Source organism: Arthrobacter sp. MDT2-3 (genome assembly GCF_059090465.1).
On sequence record NZ_JBNHFS010000003.1, the window covers coordinates 364,313 to 381,577 of the forward strand.

Sequence of the window (17,265 nt, forward strand, 5' to 3'; positions counted from 1 at the left end):
GAAAGAGGAAGGCAACAGCAAAAAGCGCCACGCCCGGCCAGTCATTGACCAACCGGGGGTGGCGCTTCAAGCGGGAATCAGGCCTTGGGGCTGGCGGCGGACTCCACCTTCAGCTTGCCGTCCACAATGTCCTTCTTAATCTGCTCCAGCTCGCTCTTCAGCTCAGCGGGAACCTGGGATTCGAGGTCGTGGAACGGAGCCAGCTGTACACCTTCGTTGGCCAGCGTTCCCACGTACGGGGTGTTGCTGAACTTGCCGTCCTTGTCGTCCTTCACCACAGCTTCCACGGCCTCACCCATCGTCTTCATGACGGAGGACAGCATGATGTCCTTGTAGTCCGGAGCGGTGAGGTAGCCGTCGGAGTCAACCCAGATCAGCTTGACGTCCTTGCCGGCGGCCTTGGCTTCCTTCAGGGCAGCACCGGCGCCCTTGCCTACGGGCCCGGCGACCGGCATCACGATGTCGGCACCCTGGTCCAGGAAGTTCTGGGTCAGCTGCTTGCCCACGTCCTGCTTCTCGAAGTCGCCGGTGAAGCTGCCGTCCTGCGCCTCCTTGTTCCAGCCAAGGAGCTTAACGTCCTTGCCCTTCTGCTCGTTGTAGTACTTCACGCCGTCGGCATAGCCGTCCATGAAGATGGTCACGGTGGGGATCTTGATGCCGCCGAAGGTGGCCACCGTGCCGGTCTTGGTGGTTCCGGCGGCAAGGTAGCCCGCGAGGAACGCTGCCTGGGCGGTGTCATAGATGATCGGCTTGACGTTGTCGATGGGTGTCTCGTAGCCGAAGTCGACAATCGCGAAGTGGCTGTCCGGGTTGGCCGTTGCCTGTGCTTTGGTTGCGTCGCCCAGCAGGAAGCCAACAGTGACGGTGAGGTCGCAGCCCGCGGTGACCATGGCGCGCAGGTTGGGCTCGAAGTCGTTGTTGGTCTTCGACTCCACCTGGTTCACCTTGATGCCCAGATCGGTTTCAGCCTTTTTCAGTCCCTCGTAGGAGGACTGGTTGAAGGACTGGTCGTCGAATCCGCCGGAGTCGGAAACGATGCAGCCCGTGTAGTCGGTGGCTCCGGCGGACGAGGTGCTTCCGGCTTCGGGGGGTGCGCCGCAGGCGGTCAACAGAAGGGCCGAAGCACTGACGGTAGCCAGGCCGGCCATTGAACCGCGCTTGAAGTGTGCACGCAGTGATGACTTCAATTTTCCTCCAGGATGAAGAGAGTGGCGCTGCGGCTCGAATTCAATGAGTGTCCGTTTCTACACTGAAATTCTGTTTTCACTGAGGTCCCGCAGCACTGCGCCTGAGCGCACTAATGGCAACTACTTTAGTGGCCTGCACCACGTCCCAATAGCACAGCGGGCCCCGTTCCCGGAGATTGTTGACAAGTTGTTACCAACCAGTAGGGGTGCCGCTCCGTGACGCGGCACCCCTCCTTGGTCCGGCTGCTGTTACTGGGACTGGAGGCGGACCAGCATCTTGCCGGTATTGGCTCCGTCCAGCAGATCCATAAAGGCCTGCGGGGCATTTTCAAGCCCATCCACGATGGTCTCGTCATACCGGACGGTGCCGTCAGCCAGCCAGCCGGCCATTGCGGCCGCGAACTCAACGGCGTGTTGCCGCTGGCCGCCCACCAGGAAGCCCCGGAGGGTGAGCTGTTTGCCGATGGCCAGCATCAGGTTGTGCGGTGCCGGCGTCGGCTCCGTTGAGTTGTACTGCGCGATGGCCCCGCACATGGCCACCCGCCCTCCGACGTTCAGGGTGGCCAGGGCTGCCTCGAGGTGCTCGCCGCCCACATTGTCGAAATAGACATCGATGCCGTCCGGACCGGCAGCCTTCTTCAGCTGTTCGCGCACGGGACCGTCGTGGTAATCGAACGCCGCGTCAAAACCCAGCTCAAGGAGCCGGGCAACCTTTGCGGGCGAGCCCGCCGAGCCGATCACGCGGGAGGCGCCCATGGCCTTGGCAATCTGGCCAACCAGGGAACCCACGGCACCTGCCGCGCCCGAAACGAAGACGGCGTCGCCGGGCACAAACGCAGCCACCTTCAGCAGTCCGGCGTATGCCGTCAGGCCGGTCATACCCAGCGCACCCAGGAAAGCCGAAGCGGGGGCAAGGTCAGTCCGCGCGGGCGTGGCGGCGGCCGCATCCACCACGGAATACTCCCGCCACCCGAGGGGATGCACGACGACGTCCCCCTCCTTGTGCGCTTCAGACCGGGACGCGATAACCTCCCCCACAGCACCGCCGTCGAGCGCTTTGTCCAGGGCAAACGGCGCGGAGTACGACTTCGCGTCATTCATCCGTCCGCGCATGTACGGGTCGACGGACATGTAGAGGTTCCGAACCAGGATCTGGCCGTCGGCAAGTTCAGGCAGCGGGGCTTCTGCAAGCCGGAAGTTTCCCGGCGCCGGCCGTCCCACCGGGCGGGAGGCCAGCTGGATTTCGCGGGTGGTGGCGGGAAGGGTTCCGAGGCTCATGCGGCGAACTCCATGATCCTGATGTCCACAGTGATGTTTCCGCGCGTCGCGTTGGAGTAGGGGCAGATCTCGTGGGCCTTGGCGACCAGCGCCTCGGCGGTGGGCAGGTCCAGTGCGGGCAGCGCTATTTCCAGTTCTGCGGCAAGGCCGAAACCTGAATTGTCCAGCTGGCCAAGGTGGACCTTGGCAGCCACGGCCGAGTCCGTAAGGTCGGCACGTTCCCTGCGGCCCACGAGACGGAGCGCGGAATGGAAGCAGGCCGCGTAGCCGGCGGCAAAGAGCTGCTCCGGGTTTGTTCCCTGGCCGTTTCCGCCCAGCTCCACTGGGCTGGACAGGGTGACGTCCAGCTTGCCGTCGTTGGTCCGCGCATTGCCGTCGCGTCCTTCGCCTGAGGCCAGTGCCTGGGCAGTGTAAAGAGGTTTCACGGGGGTGTATCCGTCCTGTAGGTGGATTGAAAACTGCGGACTGATGCAGTCAGCGGGCGTTATGCAGGGCGGCCGTCAGCCGGGCCAGGGTGTTGTGCAGCTGGTCGAGCTCCTCGGTGGTCAGCCCTGCAGCCCGGGCCAGCCGTTTCGGCAGGGCGCCAGCCTTGCTGCTCAGTTCCCCTCCGGCGGCCGTCAGGTGGATGGCGACGCGGCGCTCGTCCTCACCGGACCGGCGGCGCTCCACCAGGCCCAGGGACTCCAGGCGCTTCAGCAGGGGTGACAGCGTGCCGGAATCAAGGCCGAGCTCCTCGCCCAGCTCCTTCACCCCGCGCGGCTCGTCCTCCCAGAGCACCAGCATCACCAGGTACTGGGGATAAGTCAGGCCGAGCTCGTCGAGGACCGGCCGGTAGACCGCAGTCGCGGCACGGGAGGCCGAATAGAGGGCAAAGCACACTTGGCGGTCCAGCCGTGGAGCATCAGTCATAAAAAGACTATAGGGGACAATTGAATTGCACACAACTTAACTGCAAGAGCCTTCCTGGGGACGCTCATATGCAGTGACGCGGCGGCCGTGAAGCCCCACGGCGTCCGCGTCTTTGGGATTACAGGTCGCGGATGGTGCGCAACGCCGCAGCGGTGAGGACCCGGATGCCAAGGCCCAGGGCCCGTTCGTCCAGGATGTAGTCGCCGCGGTGGAGGTCGTATTCCTCGCCGCCTGGGGTCTTGGTGCCGAGCCGCATCATGGCGCCCGGCAGCTCCGCGAGGAACCAGGCGAAGTCCTCCCCGCCCATCGACTGCGGGGTCAGTACTACGGCGCTTTCACCGATTTCGGCGCGGGCGGATGCTTCGATGATGGCTGTTTCGTGCTCGGAGTTCACCACCGGCGGCACTCCCCTGGTGTGCTCAAGGCGGACGTCAACGCCGTAGGGGGCAGCCACCTGGTGCACCACCTCATCGAGCAGTTCACCGGCGGCGTGCCACGCCTCGCGGTCCAGGCAGCGCATGGTCCCTGCCATATAACCGGTGCCGGGAATGGCATTGGGGGCGGAGCCGGCCGAAATCTGGCCCCACACTACGGAAACCCCGCTACGGACGTCCACGCGGCGGGAGAGAACAGCCGGGACGTTGACGGCAATCTGCGCCAATGCGAACACAAGGTCCTCGGTCAGGTGCGGGCGGGACGTGTGGCCGCCGCGGCCGGAAAGTTCGATCCGGATGGTGTCGGAGGCCGAGGTGATGGCACCGATGCGCGTGCCGATCTTGCCCACTTCGATGCGCGGGTCACAATGCAGGGCCAGGATCCGGGGAACCCCGTCCAGGACCCCCTGTTCAATGCACGAGTGCGCGCCGCCCGGCATGGTTTCCTCGGCGGGCTGGAAAATGATGCGTACGGTGGCGCCAAGCGGCTCCTCCTGGTGCATCCTGTGCAGTACCAGGGCGATGCCCAGCATGGTGGTGGTATGCACGTCGTGGCCGCACGCATGGGTCACACCGTGATTTTTGGAGGCAAAGGGCAAGCCCGTTTCCTCGATGATGGGAAGGGCATCGATATCACCGCGAAGGGCAGTGGCGATGGGGCCTTCCCCCACATCCACGGTAAGCCCGGTGCCCTCAAGGCGGCGCGGGCTGAGGCCTGCAGCTTCCAGCCTGTCAGCCAGCTTGTCGGTAGTGCGGAATTCCTTGAAGGACAGTTCCGGATGCGCATGCAGGTCCCGGCGGAAATCAATCAGTTCCGGCAGGAGCGGCTCAAGCCATGGAGCCACCAGGGCGGTGGGCTCTGCTTCCGTAGTGTAATTGCGCACTGCTTCACTCTAGCGAGGGTCGCTGGAATCCGGGCCATCGCGGTCCCCGCGTTACATCCGGGGACCGCGGGGCCTCAGAGAACGTCGGTATCCCCGCTGGCCTTCAGCGCGTCAACTGCTGCTTTGACCCGCTGCGAGTTGGCCATGGTGGTTACCAGCAGCGCATCGGGGGTGTCCACGATGACAACGTCCTGGATTCCGATCAGCGCGATGACGCGCTTGGTGTCCGTCACCACCACGCCGCTGGAGTTCTCGGTGAAGACGCGCGCGCCCTCCCCCAGCACCGTGACGTCATCCACTTCCTTGGCACTGTTGAGCCGGCCCACGGAAGCGAAGTCGCCGACGTCGTCCCAGCGGAAGGAGCCGGGCACGACGGCGACGTCCCCGGCTTCGGCCGCAGGTTCGGCAACGGCGTAATCGATGGCGATCTTTGGCAGCGTGGGCCACACGCGCGCCGTCACTTCGTTGCGGGCGGGGGTGTCCCAGGCGCGCGCGATTTCCTGCAGGCCCTGGAACAGCGCGGGCTGGTTGGCTTCCAGGTGCTTGAGCAGCAGTGCGACGGGCGCCACGAACATGCCCGCGTTCCAGACGTAGTTGCCGCTGTCCACGTACTGCTGGGCAACTTCCTCGTTCGGCTTCTCTACGAACTCCACCACATCCTGGGCACTGGGGGCGCCTTCGATGTGCAGGTCCTGTCCGGAGCGGATGTAGCCGAACCCGGTGGACGGGTGGGTGGGCTTGATGCCGATGGTCACAATCTTGCCGGCAGCGGCTGTGTGGATCGCCTCGCGGACAGCTTTCTGGAAAAGGTCTTCGGGGCTGATCACCTGGTCGGCGGCGAAGGAACCCATGATGGTGTCCGGATCGCGCTCGTGGAGGATGGCGGCTGCAAGGCCGATCGCCGCGGCGGAATCCTTGGGCTCGGACTCCAGGACCAGGTCCGAATCCTGAAGTTCGGGAAGCTGCCGGCACACCGCTTCACGGTGGGCCTTGCCGGTGACCACCAACATCCGGCTTCCGGCGAGCGGGTGCAGCCGGTCGTAGGTGGCGCGCAGCAAGGTGCTGCCCGAACCGGTGAGATCGTGCAGGAACTTGGGAGCCGCGGCTCGCGACAGGGGCCATAGGCGGGTCCCCACTCCGCCTGCCGGGATCACCGCGATAAAGCGGTCAAGGGGTGAAGCCGGGCTTGTCACTTTGTCTGTACTCATCACGGCCTACTTTAGCCGACCCGGTACCGGGCAGCCCTTTCGGCCCGCTTCGGCGCAGCTTAAGCCCCCTCCGGGCCCCGCGGCCGCAACAAAGTCAGCCTGATGCGCAGGAGAGTGTGGTGTTTGTCTCATTAATCGGCAGAATCCTTGCCGCTGCTGGGCACCAAGGAGTTCCTAAATTGAATAAGCTGTTAGCGGCGCCTAGATTTAGGCCCTGAGCTACGAGTGCTCTCGCAGCAGGCGTTCCCCCCGCGTGGATCTCATGCCAGCGCCGCTGTGTTGCAGGGAGGTTTATCAGTGCCGACAAAACCAGCTGGCACCTTGTACCGCGGCCGTGAAGGCATGTGGTCCTGGGTAGGACACCGTATTACCGGTGTAGTGATCTTTTTCTTCTTGTTGGTCCATGTCCTGGACACCTCCTTGGTACGGGTGTCCCCGGAGGCCTACACCGCGGTGATCGGTGCTTACAAGAACCCCCTGATGGCCCTGGGTGAGACCGGACTTGTTGCCGCCATCGTTTTCCACGCCTTCAACGGCCTGCGCATCATTGCGGTGGACTTCTGGAAGAAGGGCGCCAAGTACCAGCGCCAGATGCTCTGGGCAGTCCTGGGCCTCTGGGTGGTCACCATGGTCGCCTTCTCCATCCGCCATCTGTCCCTTGCGCTCGGAGGTCACTAAGCCATGTCTGCAACGATTGAGAGCCCGCGCAGCGGGCGCATCGCCCCCCAGTACCGCCGCACCGGTGGAAGCCGGGGCAACTTCGAAATGATTGCCTGGCTGTTCATGCGGCTCTCCGGCGTGGTGCTGGTGGTCCTCATCTTCGGTCACCTTTTTGTGAATCTCCTGGTGGGCGAAGGCATCCACGCCATCGACTTCGGCTTCGTGGCCGGCAAGTGGGCAGACCCGTTCTGGCAGTTCTGGGACCTCACCATGCTGTGGCTGGCCATGCTGCACGGGACCAACGGCGTACGCACCATCATTAACGACTACGCCGAAAAGGATTCAACCCGCCGCTGGCTGAAGACGGTCTTGTACTCGGCCACCGTCGTCATCATCGTCCTGGGAACCCTGGTGATCTTCACCTTCGATCCGTGCCCCGTGGTGGACGGCGTTCCCCTGCCTGGCGGATTCTGCCCTGCCTAGCACCGGCGGCATCCCGGGCCCGCGGGTACAACCGCGGGCCTTGTTTTGCGGAGCGGGTAACGCCCGCCCGTTGTTTTATTGCGAATTTTGAGAGAAAGAGCGTCTGGTATGCAGGTCCATAAGTACGACGTCGTCATCGTCGGTGCCGGTGGCGCTGGCATGCGCGCCGCGATCGAGTCCGGTCAACGCGCCCGCACAGCAGTACTGACCAAGCTCTACCCCACCCGCTCGCACACGGGTGCGGCGCAGGGCGGCATGTGTGCAGCCCTTGCCAACGTCGAGGAAGACAACTGGGAATGGCACACGTTCGACACCGTCAAGGGCGGCGACTACCTGGTTGACCAGGACGCGGCAGAGGTCATGGCCAAAGAGGCCATCGACGCCGTGCTGGACCTGGAGAAGATGGGCCTGCCGTTCAACCGCACGCCGGAAGGACGGATTGACCAGCGCCGGTTCGGCGGCCACACCCGCGACCACGGCAAAGCTCCCGTCCGCCGTGCATGCTACGCCGCTGACCGCACCGGCCACATGATCCTGCAGACCCTGTACCAAAACTGCGTCAAGCACAACGTCGAGTTCTACAACGAGTACTACGTGCTGGACCTCCTGACGGTCGAAGAGGATGCGGTCCGCGAGGACGGCACCCCGTACAAGCAGAAGCGCGTTGCCGGCGTGGTCTCCTACGACCTCGCGTCAGGCGAGCTCCACGTGTTCCAGGCCAAGTCGGTAGTGTTCGCCTCCGGCGGCGCCGGCAAGGTCTTCAAGACCACCTCCAACGCCCACACCCTCACCGGTGACGGCATGGGCATCGCGTTCCGCCGCGGCATCCCCTTGGAGGACATGGAGTTCTTCCAGTTCCACCCGACCGGCCTGGCCGGCCTGGGCATCCTCCTTTCCGAGGCCGCCCGCGGCGAAGGCGCCATCCTGCGCAACTCCGAGGGTGAGCGGTTCATGGAGCGCTACGCCCCCACCATCAAGGACCTGGCGCCCCGTGACATCGTGGCCCGTTCCATGGCCAACGAGGTCCGCGAAGGCCGCGGCTGCGGCCCGAACAAGGACTACGTCCTCCTGGACCTCACGCACCTGGAGCCCGCACACATCGATGCGAAGCTCCCGGACATCACAGAGTTCGCCCGCACCTACCTGGGCGTTGAGCCCTACACGGAGCCCGTCCCCGTGTTCCCGACCGCGCACTACGCCATGGGCGGCATCCCCACCAACATCACCACCGAAGTCCTGCAGGACAACGACACAGTGGTCCCCGGCCTGTACGCAGCCGGCGAGGTCGCATGCGTCTCCGTCCACGGTTCCAACCGTTTGGGCACCAACTCGCTGCTTGACATCAACGTCTTCGGCAAGCGTGCCGGTATCGCTGCGGCAGAGTACGCCAGGACGGCTGACTTCGTGGAGCTGCCGGAGAACCCCATCGCCTACACCACTGAGTTGCTGGACATTGCCCGCAACGGCACCGGTGATGAAAAGGTGGCTGTGATCCGCAAGGAACTGCAGGACACCATGGACGCCAACATGCAGGTGTTCCGCACCGCGGAGACCCTGAACCAAGTGCTGCGCGACATCGCATCCTTCGAGGAGCGCTACAAGCGCATCAATGTCCAGGACAAGGGCAAGCGTTTCAACCTTGACCTGCTCGAGGCCGTGGAACTCGGCTTCCTGCTGGAACTGGCCAAGGTGATGACCGTGGCGGCCCTGCACCGCGAGGAATCCCGCGGGGGACACTTCCGCGAAGACTTCCCGGAACGCAACGACGAAAAATTTATGAAGCACTCCATGGCGTACAAGGACGACCACGCCCCGGCGGACGGATCGGCAGAATCAATCGCCGGCATCCGCCTGGCCACCAAGCCGGTTGTCTTTACCCGCTACGAGCCGATGGTGAGGAAGTACTAAGATGACCGCTGAAATCGCTGAGCCAGCCTCAAAGATTGAACTGCCTGCCGGTGTCGGCGGGGGCGGCGAAATCCCCACGTTCGATGTGCACCTGCGGGTGCGCCGGTACAACCCGGAAGTTTCCGAGGAGGCCACGTGGGATGACTTCCACCTCACCATGTACGGCACCGACCGTGTCCTCGACGCCCTGCACAAGGTCAAGTGGGAAACCGACGGCAGCCTCTCGTTCCGCCGCTCCTGCGCCCACGGCGTCTGCGGGTCCGATGCCATGCGCATCAACGGCCGCAACCGCCTCGCCTGCAAGACGCTCCTGAAGGACCTGGACACCTCCAAGCCCATCACCGTCGAGCCCATCAAGGGCCTGCCGGTGGAGAAGGACCTCATTGTGGACATGGAGCCGTTCTTCCAGTCCTACCGCGAGGTTATGCCGTTCCTCATCAACAAGGGCCACGAGCCCACCCGGGAACGCCTTCAGTCCGCCGAGGACCGTGAGCGCTTCGACGACACCACGAAGTGCATCCTCTGCGCCGCCTGCACCTCGTCCTGTCCGGTGTTTTGGACGGACGGCCAGTACTTCGGGCCGGCAGCAATCGTCAACGCGCACCGTTTCATCTTCGATTCACGCGACGACGCAGGCGACATGCGCCTGGAGATCCTCAACGACAAGGAAGGCGTGTGGCGCTGCCGCACCACCTTCAACTGCTCCGAAGCATGCCCCCGCGGCATCCAGGTCACCCAGGCCATTCAAGAGGTCAAGCAGGCCATTCTCTCCCGCAAGATCTGACTTAGGATTTAGCGGACGACGGCGCTGTCCCCCACGCGAGGGGGGGACAGCGCCGTCGTCGTTTCTCCCCACCCGCCCCCTGAGCTCGGCCAGGGAACCCGGCGGGCGTGGGCCCACAGCCATTCGTACCAAACGAAAGGGGACGCCGTGTCCCGCTCTGAAAAAGTTTCCTTCGCAGGTTCCACCGGCGAGATGCTCTCCGGCATCATCGACGTCCCGGAGGGCCCGATTAAGGGTTGGGGCGTTTTCTCCCACGGGTTCACGCTCGGAAAGGACGCGCCCTCCGCCTCGCGGATGTGCAAGGCGCTGGCGGACAGCGGCGTCGGCATGCTCCGGTTCGACAATCTGGGCCTGGGCGGCTCCGCCGGTGAGTGGTCCGCGGGTTCCTTCAGCCACAAGGTGGCGGACACGGTGAAGGCGGCGGAGTTTATGCGCAGCGAGGGCAAGCAAATATCCCTGCTGGTGGGCCATTCCTTCGGCGGAGCCGCGGTGCTGGCTGCAGCGCGGGAGATCCCCGAGCTCGACGCCGTCGCTACCGTTGGGGCACCCTTCTCACCCAAGCACGTGGCGCATGTCTTCGACGCTGCGCTGGACAAAATCCTGAGCGAAGGCTCGGCCGAGGTGGACCTCGGCGGAAAACGGGTGGAGATCCGCAAGCATTTTGTTGAGGACCTCGAGAATGCCGACCTGACGGACTGCATCAAGCAACTGCACAAGCCGCTTATGGTGCTTCACTCCCCCACGGACAACACCGTGGGAATCGAGAACGCCAGCACCATCTTCCAGACAGCCCGCCACCCGCGGAACTTCGTGTCCCTCGAAGGCAGCGACCACCTCCTGACCGGAAAGGGCCAAGCCGCGCGTGCCGCCCGGATCATCGCTGCCTGGGCCGACCAGTACCTCGACGCCGGAAACCCTTCCTGACGCCGCCGGCCGCCGCCGCCGGCGGCGTTCCGCCTTTGCGGCTTCCGCCTACTTGCCGATGGCAGCTTTGCTTTCGCTGATCCACTGCTCCGCCGCTTTTTCGGGTGAAAGCCGCTTGAACAGGACATCAGTGTTGATGCGGGCAGTGATTTCCGAAACCGCCGTTGATCCGGTGGGCCCAATGTAGGTAGGGGCAAAGTCCATCTTGCCGATCTGGTCAATGTACTCGGCCTCCACCTTGCCCTGCGGCGTCAGCAGATCCTGGATCGTGGAACGCATGTCGGAGTTGCTGGGTACACCGCGGTCGCTCTGGATGATCTTGGCTGCGGAATCATTGTTCACCAGGAAGTTCACCAGTTTGGCCGCAGCATCGGTGTGCTGGCTGCGTGCGGAGATGGTGTAGAACTGCGAGGACTGGAGCCAAATTCCGGGAGTGGGCGTCTCGCCGGGGAGCTTAAGCAACTTCAGATCAGCGCCTGAGGCCTTACTGAGGGCGGACAAGGAGTTGCTCCACGTAAGCATCATGCCTGCCTGGCCCATCCCCATCAGGGTCTGCTCAGTGCTGACATTGAGCTTCTCCACGGTCTCGGAAGCATTCGGCGCCGCCCCCGACTCGCTCAGCTTCAGCGAGTATTCGAAGTAGTCCTGCACCGTTCCCATGCCCAGGCCGAGCTGGCCGTCCTCGGTGTACAGCGATTCTCCCTGCTGGCGGGCGAAGGCGTCCAGCGAATCGTGCGTGAGGACCGTTGCCGTGCCGTAGGTTCCTTTGGGGCTCTTGGCCGTCACGTCGGCAGCGGTTCTCGCGAAGTCGTCCCAACTCCACTTGCTGTCATCGGGAAGTTCAACGCCGGCCGCCTTGAAGACGGCGGGGTTCGCGACAATAGCGAGTGCATTGGCACCGGTGGACACACCATATTGTGTGCCTTGGACCTGGCCGTTCTCGAGCGCTCCCTGGTCCATGTTTGACAAGTCCAGTGAGCCGCTGACCTTCGACAGATCCAGCAATGCCCCCCGGTTGGCATATTCCGCCGGATGCGCGCCGCCCATGGTGATGACGTCTGGGGCATCATTGGCCGCCACCTGCGTGGCAAGCTTGTCAAAATAGCCACTGATGTCGCCATACTCCGGCTTCACCTTGATGTTCGGGTTGGCGGCCTCAAATTCCGCGATGGCTTTGTTGGTCAGCTGGGCGCGTCCCTCGTTACCCCACCACGAGAAGCGAATTTCAACAGGGCCGTCCTGCGCCTGGTTGGACGGACTGGAACAAGCTGCTGTGAGGCTCAGCATCCCCACGGCTGAGAGCATTGCGACGGATTTGCGAACGTTCCTGAGGACATTACGCGCCATTCGGTAAGCTTCTTTCCCGAGAAGAAAACGGTTTCCTGAAACGTATCAAGACCCGGATCAAGGGTCAATAGGTCACTCCGCCGGGGGCTGCGGCCTCGGGATTGCACGGAATGGACAGCATGGCACTGCAACTCAGCGAGATACCGATCCGGGACACCTTCGTCCTCACACTCCCTGACGCCGGGGAGTATCTTCTGTTCGGCAGCACAGACCAGAACATCTGGTCCGGGCCTGCTACCGGCTTCGACTGCTACCGGAGCACGGACTTGGTCCGTTGGGAGGGGCCCCTTCCAAGCTTCCGGCCGCCACCGCACTTCTGGAGCCAGGAGCAGTACTGGGCGCCGGAAGTGCATGCCTACCAAGGGCAGTACTTTATGTTTGCGACCTTTACGGCGCCAGGCCATTTCCGCGGCACACAGATACTTTCAGCCGACCTCCCGGCGGGGCCCTACACGCCTTGGAGCGACGGCCCCGTCACCCCATCGAACTGGCATTGCCTGGACGGGACGCTCCACGTGGACGGGGAAGGAGTACCTTGGATGGTCTTTTGCCATGAATGGAAGCAGATCCACGACGGCGCGATCATGGCCCAGCGCCTGACGCCCGACCTCCGCAGCGCAGTGGGAACTACAACATTGCTGTTCAACGCGTCGGATGCCCCATGGTCACACCCCTTGGACGTTCCCTCGACAAAGCACCTAGCCCACCCTGCCTACGTCACCGATGGCCCCTACTTGTTCAGGCTCAGCAGCGGCAAGCTGCTCATGCTGTGGTCAAGCTTCGGCGATCACGGATACGCCATGGGCATTGCACGCAGTGCGTCCGGGACAGTACTGGGCCCCTGGACCCAGGAAGCCGAACCGCTCTGGAGCACGGATGGTGGCCATGGCATGATTGCCCGCACCTTGGATGGTGGACTCTTCCTGACTTTGCACCAGCCGAATACCAGCCCCCACGAAAGAGCTTCGTTTTATGCCCTTCGGGAGCTCGAGGACACAGTCGTGCTCGAATCGACACCGGAACTGGCCGACCCGTACCGGCCCGAGGCTTGACAGGGGCTTGAGCCGCTACAAGGATGGAACTCAGAAAACGCTTTCTTACGTCTCTTCCTTCAGGAGGGCGTGCACATTGCACAGCCAAACCACCGATACTCCCCCGGTTCTCCCTTCCCCCGGCGCCGCAACAGGCGGCATGATCAAGAGGGAAGAACTCGTCCGGCGTCACAATGTCCGCCAGCTGGCCTTTGACCCAACAAGCCCCGTGTCCGTGGGCAATGGCGAGTTCGCTTTCACCATGGATCTGACCGGGCTTCAATCGCTGCCGGACGCCTACCCAGTGGGCTCGAGGGAGGATCTTCCGCCAGGAACGCTTCTTGGCACGCAGGCCCAATGGGGGTGGCATGCCACCCTCCCGGCGCAAGAGTATGACGTGGCGGACTCCACGGTCCTCTACGACTCGCCGCGCGGGCCGGTGCCATATGTGGACATGGTGGGCGAAATCGTCAACGACCGGGAAACCGACACCTCCCTTGCAGAAACGTGGCTGCGCGCCAACCCGCACCGCCTGGATCTGGGACGCATCGGCTTCAGTCTGGTCGAGGCCGGGACAGCACGCGCCGTCACCGAAGCTGATGTCACCGACACCGAACAAACGCTCGACCTGTGGACCGGCGTAGTAACCAGCCGCTTCACTCTGGCCGGTCAGCCGGTCACTGTCACCACCGCATGCCACCCCCACCGCGACGAACTCGGGCTTCGCGTGGAGTCGCCCGCTCTCCGTGACGGTTTAGTGATTGGCATCGATTTTCCCTACGGCTCGGAGTCGTGGCACGATGCCGCCGATTGGAACAGCCCGGACGCCCACACCACCAGTCTCGGCGAACCCACGGGCTCCCAACAGCACGCCGGTTCCACCTGCTGGACCGTCCGCCGCGAGTTGGACAACTCCCGCTACCAGGTGCTGATCACCGGACGCCGGATCAAGGTGGAACAGACCGGGCAGCACCACCTCCGGATAACGCCCGACAACGGCGTACGGGACCGTCCGGATGTCCTTGACTGCAGTCTTGCCTTCATCTCGGCCGGGGACGGCGATTGCGTCCCGCGAGGCGACAAGGACGTGACCATGCCGGCAACAAAGCCGGGCAATGCTGCATCAGGCCGGGGCGCCGTCGGCCTTTCGCAGCACAACAGGCTTGAGGCCGGCAGCAGCGTGGCCGCCGCCTCGGAGGCGTATTGGCCTCGGTTCTGGACCTCGGGCGGGGCAATCCAGCTCGATGCGACGGACGATCCGCGAGCCAAGGAACTCGAGCGCCGGATCGTTCTTTCGCAGTACCTGACCGCGGTCAACTGTTCGGGCTCCATGCCCCCACAGGAAACAGGGCTCGTATGCAATTCGTGGCGAGGCCGCTTCCACCTGGAAATGCACTGGTGGCACGCCGCGCACTTTGCGCTCTGGAACCGTGTGGGCCTCCTGCTTCCGTCGTTGCGGTGGTACTCCACAGTGTTGGAGACCTCCCGGCAGACTGCCAGGACGCAGGGTTTCGACGGCGCGCGCTGGCCAAAGCAGGTAGGCCCGGACGGGCGGGAAAGCCCCAGTCCCATCGGGACCTTCCTGATCTGGCAGCAGCCGCATCCCATCTATTTGGCCGAACTCGTATACCGCTCCAATCCCGGCCGGGAGGTACTCGAAGAGTTCGCGGAGATCGTCTTCGAGTCAGCTGCTTTTATGGCCAGCTTCGCGCATTCCACAGCGCGCGGATTTGAACTGGGCCCGCCCCTGATTCCCGCGCAGGAGAGCTACGGCTCCATCCGGGCGTCCGTCACCAATCCCACCTTCGAGTTGGCGTATTGGCAGTGGGCCCTTCGGACTGCATCCGTGTGGCGGGAACGGTTGGGGCTCGAACCTGTCGGAGCCTGGCGGAGGGTGGCCGATGGTCTGGTAAAGCCACGCGCGGCCGGTGGTGTTTACGCCGCCATCGACGTGGAACCGTTCACCATCAGGACGGACCACCCCTCAATGCTCTGTGCCCTCGGCGTCGTGCCCAAGACAGACCTGATCGACGAGGACATTATGCGGGCAACGCTCGCCGATGTCCTTGCTGACTGGGACTGGGGCAGTACCTGGGGCTGGGACTACCCTGTCATGGCAATGACTGCCGCCCGACTTGAGGACCCGGAGGCTGCTGTCAACGCGCTCCTGCTCGACGCCGAGAAGAACCGGGTACTGCCCAACGGACATAACCGCCAAACAGACTCCCTGCCGCTGTACCTGCCCGGCAACGGCGGGCTGCTCGCCGCCGCAGCACTGATGGCGGCGGGGTGGGACAACGGACCGGACCGGAATGCCCCGGGCTTCCCGCCTGACTGGACCGTGAAGTGGGAAGGACTGGTGGCAGCACCCTAAGACCCCAAATGTTGTGGCAGCCCCTGCTTTGGCCGCGCCGACTACTGCTTCTGCCGGCCGGCGCCCCGGCGCCGGGCAATAGCGGCGCGGGCAATGGTCTGGGTGCCCCCCTCTGTGTGCTTTGGCTGGACTGGCACTTTACCCGGCTGGACTTGCCGCGCGCCCCACGTGCCTTTCTCATGACCGCTGGACTGGGTGCCCAAATCTGCCTCACGGATCGCCGCCCAGCCTGCTGCCACGAGGTACACCTGGCTCACCAGGTTGAACCAGATCAGCAGGCCGATGATGATGGCAAAGGGTGCCAGGATCGGGTTGCGGCCAGCGCCGGCGAGTAGCTCAGTGCTGAAGATTTGGAGTACCGTGGTGCCCACTGCGGCCAGGATAGTGCCTTCCAGGAGCGCCCTGCGGGACAGTTTCAACCCGCCCGCCAGCCGGAACATGATGAGGGCCGTGGCCCAGCTCAGCACAAGGGGTACGGCAATCTTGATGGACGTGGTCAACGGGCCCGCCACAGCCTCGTCCAGCCGCAGGAAGTCGGTAACCCAGCCGGCTGCCGTCCCAAAGACAAGGGAAGCTCCCGCGCTGATCACCAAGGCTACCCCCAGAAGAAGCAGGATACCGGCGTCGCGCAACTTCAGCAGGAGGGGATTAACCAATGACGGGGGCAGCTCCAACACGCCTCGAAGCCCGTCCCGCAGGCTGGCAATCCACCGCAGCGACGTAAACACCGTTACAGCCGCAGCGATGGCCGCCGTCCACCCCAGCCCGTCGGGGTCCAACAAATCCTGCGGGTCAACCAGGCCCTCACCCCCATTGACTTTCAGAAGGCCGGGCGCGCTTTGGGAAACGCTGGTGATGATGGTCTCCAGCAGCGCGGGCTGCCCCCTCAGGACAAGGCCGGCGATGGAAAAGCCTGTAGCGAGGAGGCCGGTAATGGAGAAGAACATGTTGAAACCGATGCCGGCACTCATGAGCGGGCCGTGCTGGAGGGTGTAATGCCGAAAGGCACGCATGGGCCGAAGCGAGTTGATGCGGGCCAGCAGCCACTGAACCATGGCCGTCAGGCCGCCCAGCAGCCCGTTTCCGGATCTGCGCGCCTTGTTCCACTCCATCCGCTTCTGGATGACGGCTAACTTCAGGTGCGCATGGTCAGTGGGAAGCGGCTGTTGTCCCGCCCGATCCGGCTGTGTCCGCGGATCGGGTGCCGTCGTTGTCAGTTTCGGTCCCAAAGTCCAGCTCTTCCCGTAGCTGCCAGATGCCGTCAGCATCGTGCTCGTAAAGTCCCATGCTAACCACGGGGAAGGTGGCCCTGTAGTTTTTCAGCACCGATTCGGCTTCATCGAGGCTTTCCGGGGCCACATCGTGGGCGATGGTGACATGCGGGTGGTAAGCGAAAGGCAGCTCCCGCTGGAGCGGACCCTGCTGGAGCTTTTCGTGCAGGTTAACGCAGTCCGTGAAGCCGTCCTCCACATTGATGAACACCACGGGCGAAACCGGACGGAACGTCCCGGTCCCGGCAATGGTGACCATAAACGGTCTCTGGCGGCGGGCCACTTCCCGCACATGCTCCCGGGTGGCTTCCCAGTCCTGGGTTGGGGTGGTGGTCACCAACGTGATATGGGCCGGAACCACATCCGCGAGCGGGTCGCCGAACGAAGCCCGCCAGCGCTGCAGCTCGTCAGCGACTTCCGGCGGAAATCCCAGGATGACGCCCACGCTGACGTTTTCCGTACGGGGCGCAGCGGCATCCTGCCTGCCGGTGGCCACCGCTGGGTCGCCTTGGGGGTTACCGGACATTCCCGCCACCTGAGTGGAGCGGGAGCCTTCCCTCGCGGTGACTTTGCTGGATGGCAT

16 protein-coding genes are annotated in these 17,265 nt (G+C 63.9%); 7 read left to right on the plus strand and 9 right to left on the minus strand.

The window, feature by feature from the left end:
• Positions 1-77 precede the first annotated feature (77 nt).
• From AC5RUQ_RS11640 to AC5RUQ_RS11665, 6 genes are all read right to left on the minus strand, one after another.
• Entirely contained in the window at positions 78-1,187 is a 1,110-nt protein-coding gene (locus tag AC5RUQ_RS11640) for a BMP family lipoprotein (protein ID WP_493947474.1), read from the minus strand.
• Positions 1,188-1,436: 249 nt separating this feature from the next.
• Positions 1,437-2,465 (minus strand): NADP-dependent oxidoreductase, encoded by a 1,029-nt coding sequence (locus tag AC5RUQ_RS11645; protein ID WP_493947475.1) that lies wholly within the window; start codon positions 2,463-2,465, stop codon positions 1,437-1,439.
• Complete coding sequence (locus AC5RUQ_RS11650) at positions 2,462-2,890, minus strand: organic hydroperoxide resistance protein (protein ID WP_493947476.1); 429 nt, start codon at positions 2,888-2,890, stop codon at positions 2,462-2,464. The genes AC5RUQ_RS11645 and AC5RUQ_RS11650 overlap by 4 nt, the downstream gene beginning before the upstream one ends.
• Positions 2,891-2,939: 49 nt before the next feature.
• A complete protein-coding gene (locus tag AC5RUQ_RS11655; protein ID WP_493947477.1) occupies positions 2,940-3,374 on the minus strand; it encodes a MarR family winged helix-turn-helix transcriptional regulator in 435 nt (144 codons plus the stop codon).
• 118 nt (positions 3,375-3,492) lie between these two features.
• On the minus strand, positions 3,493-4,692 hold the full coding sequence (locus tag AC5RUQ_RS11660; RefSeq protein WP_163164233.1) for an amidohydrolase: 1,200 nt from the start codon (positions 4,690-4,692) through the stop codon (positions 3,493-3,495).
• Between the two features lie 74 nt (positions 4,693-4,766).
• Positions 4,767-5,900 (minus strand): mannose-1-phosphate guanylyltransferase, encoded by a 1,134-nt coding sequence (locus AC5RUQ_RS11665; protein ID WP_493947478.1) that lies wholly within the window; start codon positions 5,898-5,900, stop codon positions 4,767-4,769.
• Positions 5,901-6,197: 297 nt separating this feature from the next.
• Here AC5RUQ_RS11665 and sdhC point away from each other — a divergent pair, with 297 nt between their 5' ends.
• The 5 genes from sdhC to AC5RUQ_RS11690 all read left to right on the plus strand — a co-directional run bounded on the left by sdhC (position 6,198) and on the right by AC5RUQ_RS11690 (position 10,659).
• Positions 6,198-6,578 (plus strand): succinate dehydrogenase, cytochrome b556 subunit, encoded by a 381-nt coding sequence (gene sdhC / locus AC5RUQ_RS11670; RefSeq protein ID WP_015936418.1) that lies wholly within the window; start codon positions 6,198-6,200, stop codon positions 6,576-6,578.
• 3 nt (positions 6,579-6,581) lie between these two features.
• Positions 6,582-7,043, plus strand: a complete 462-nt coding sequence (locus tag AC5RUQ_RS11675; protein WP_050055919.1) for a succinate dehydrogenase hydrophobic membrane anchor subunit — start codon at positions 6,582-6,584, stop codon at positions 7,041-7,043.
• Between the two features lie 108 nt (positions 7,044-7,151).
• Positions 7,152-8,951, plus strand: coding sequence for a succinate dehydrogenase flavoprotein subunit (gene sdhA, locus AC5RUQ_RS11680; RefSeq protein ID WP_163164231.1), 1,800 nt, complete (start codon positions 7,152-7,154; stop codon positions 8,949-8,951).
• A gap of 1 nt (position 8,952) precedes the next feature.
• Positions 8,953-9,735, plus strand: a complete 783-nt coding sequence (locus AC5RUQ_RS11685) for a succinate dehydrogenase iron-sulfur subunit (protein WP_493947479.1) — start codon at positions 8,953-8,955, stop codon at positions 9,733-9,735.
• Between the two features lie 147 nt (positions 9,736-9,882).
• Positions 9,883-10,659 (plus strand): alpha/beta hydrolase family protein, encoded by a 777-nt coding sequence (locus tag AC5RUQ_RS11690; protein WP_493947480.1) that lies wholly within the window; start codon positions 9,883-9,885, stop codon positions 10,657-10,659.
• A gap of 48 nt (positions 10,660-10,707) precedes the next feature.
• Here the strand turns inward: AC5RUQ_RS11690 and AC5RUQ_RS11695 are convergent, their stop codons facing one another.
• Positions 10,708-12,006 (minus strand): ABC transporter substrate-binding protein, encoded by a 1,299-nt coding sequence (locus AC5RUQ_RS11695; protein ID WP_493947481.1) that lies wholly within the window; start codon positions 12,004-12,006, stop codon positions 10,708-10,710.
• 119 nt (positions 12,007-12,125) lie between these two features.
• Between AC5RUQ_RS11695 and AC5RUQ_RS11700 the strand changes: the two genes are divergently transcribed.
• Both AC5RUQ_RS11700 and AC5RUQ_RS11705 read left to right on the plus strand, forming a co-directional pair.
• Entirely contained in the window at positions 12,126-13,058 is a 933-nt protein-coding gene (locus AC5RUQ_RS11700) for a glycoside hydrolase family 43 protein (RefSeq protein ID WP_493947482.1), read from the plus strand.
• A 76-nt stretch (positions 13,059-13,134) separates the two neighbouring features.
• Positions 13,135-15,411 (plus strand): hypothetical protein, encoded by a 2,277-nt coding sequence (locus AC5RUQ_RS11705; protein ID WP_493947483.1) that lies wholly within the window; start codon positions 13,135-13,137, stop codon positions 15,409-15,411.
• Positions 15,412-15,452: 41 nt separating this feature from the next.
• On the opposite strand, the gene AC5RUQ_RS11710 is transcribed toward AC5RUQ_RS11705, so the two are convergent.
• Positions 15,453-16,523 carry a YihY/virulence factor BrkB family protein gene (locus AC5RUQ_RS11710; protein ID WP_493947484.1) on the minus strand — a complete coding sequence of 357 codons (1,071 nt, stop codon included), beginning with the start codon at positions 16,521-16,523 and terminating at the stop codon, positions 15,453-15,455.
• Positions 16,524-16,560: 37 nt separating this feature from the next.
• On the minus strand, positions 16,561-17,265 hold the full coding sequence (locus AC5RUQ_RS11715) for a 2'-5' RNA ligase family protein (protein ID WP_493947485.1): 705 nt from the start codon (positions 17,263-17,265) through the stop codon (positions 16,561-16,563).

Bases quoted from the DNA above. Each gene is read 5' to 3' on its own strand.
- sdhA (WP_163164231.1), top strand. From the start codon at position 7,152: ATGCAGGTCCATAAGTACGACGTCGTCATCGTCGGTGCCGGTGGCGCT.
- AC5RUQ_RS11685 (WP_493947479.1), top strand. From the start codon at position 8,953: ATGACCGCTGAAATCGCTGAGCCAGCCTCAAAGATTGAACTGCCTGCC.
- AC5RUQ_RS11655 (WP_493947477.1), bottom strand. From the start codon at position 3,374: ATGACTGATGCTCCACGGCTGGACCGCCAAGTGTGCTTTGCCCTCTAT.
- AC5RUQ_RS11645 (WP_493947475.1), bottom strand. From the start codon at position 2,465: ATGAGCCTCGGAACCCTTCCCGCCACCACCCGCGAAATCCAGCTGGCC.
- AC5RUQ_RS11695 (WP_493947481.1), bottom strand. From the start codon at position 12,006: ATGGCGCGTAATGTCCTCAGGAACGTTCGCAAATCCGTCGCAATGCTC.
- AC5RUQ_RS11665 (WP_493947478.1), bottom strand. From the start codon at position 5,900: ATGAGTACAGACAAAGTGACAAGCCCGGCTTCACCCCTTGACCGCTTT.
- AC5RUQ_RS11700 (WP_493947482.1), top strand. From the start codon at position 12,126: ATGGCACTGCAACTCAGCGAGATACCGATCCGGGACACCTTCGTCCTC.
- AC5RUQ_RS11710 (WP_493947484.1), bottom strand. From the start codon at position 16,523: ATGGAGTGGAACAAGGCGCGCAGATCCGGAAACGGGCTGCTGGGCGGC.
- AC5RUQ_RS11715 (WP_493947485.1), bottom strand. From the start codon at position 17,265: ATGCCATCCAGCAAAGTCACCGCGAGGGAAGGCTCCCGCTCCACTCAG.
- AC5RUQ_RS11675 (WP_050055919.1), top strand. From the start codon at position 6,582: ATGTCTGCAACGATTGAGAGCCCGCGCAGCGGGCGCATCGCCCCCCAG.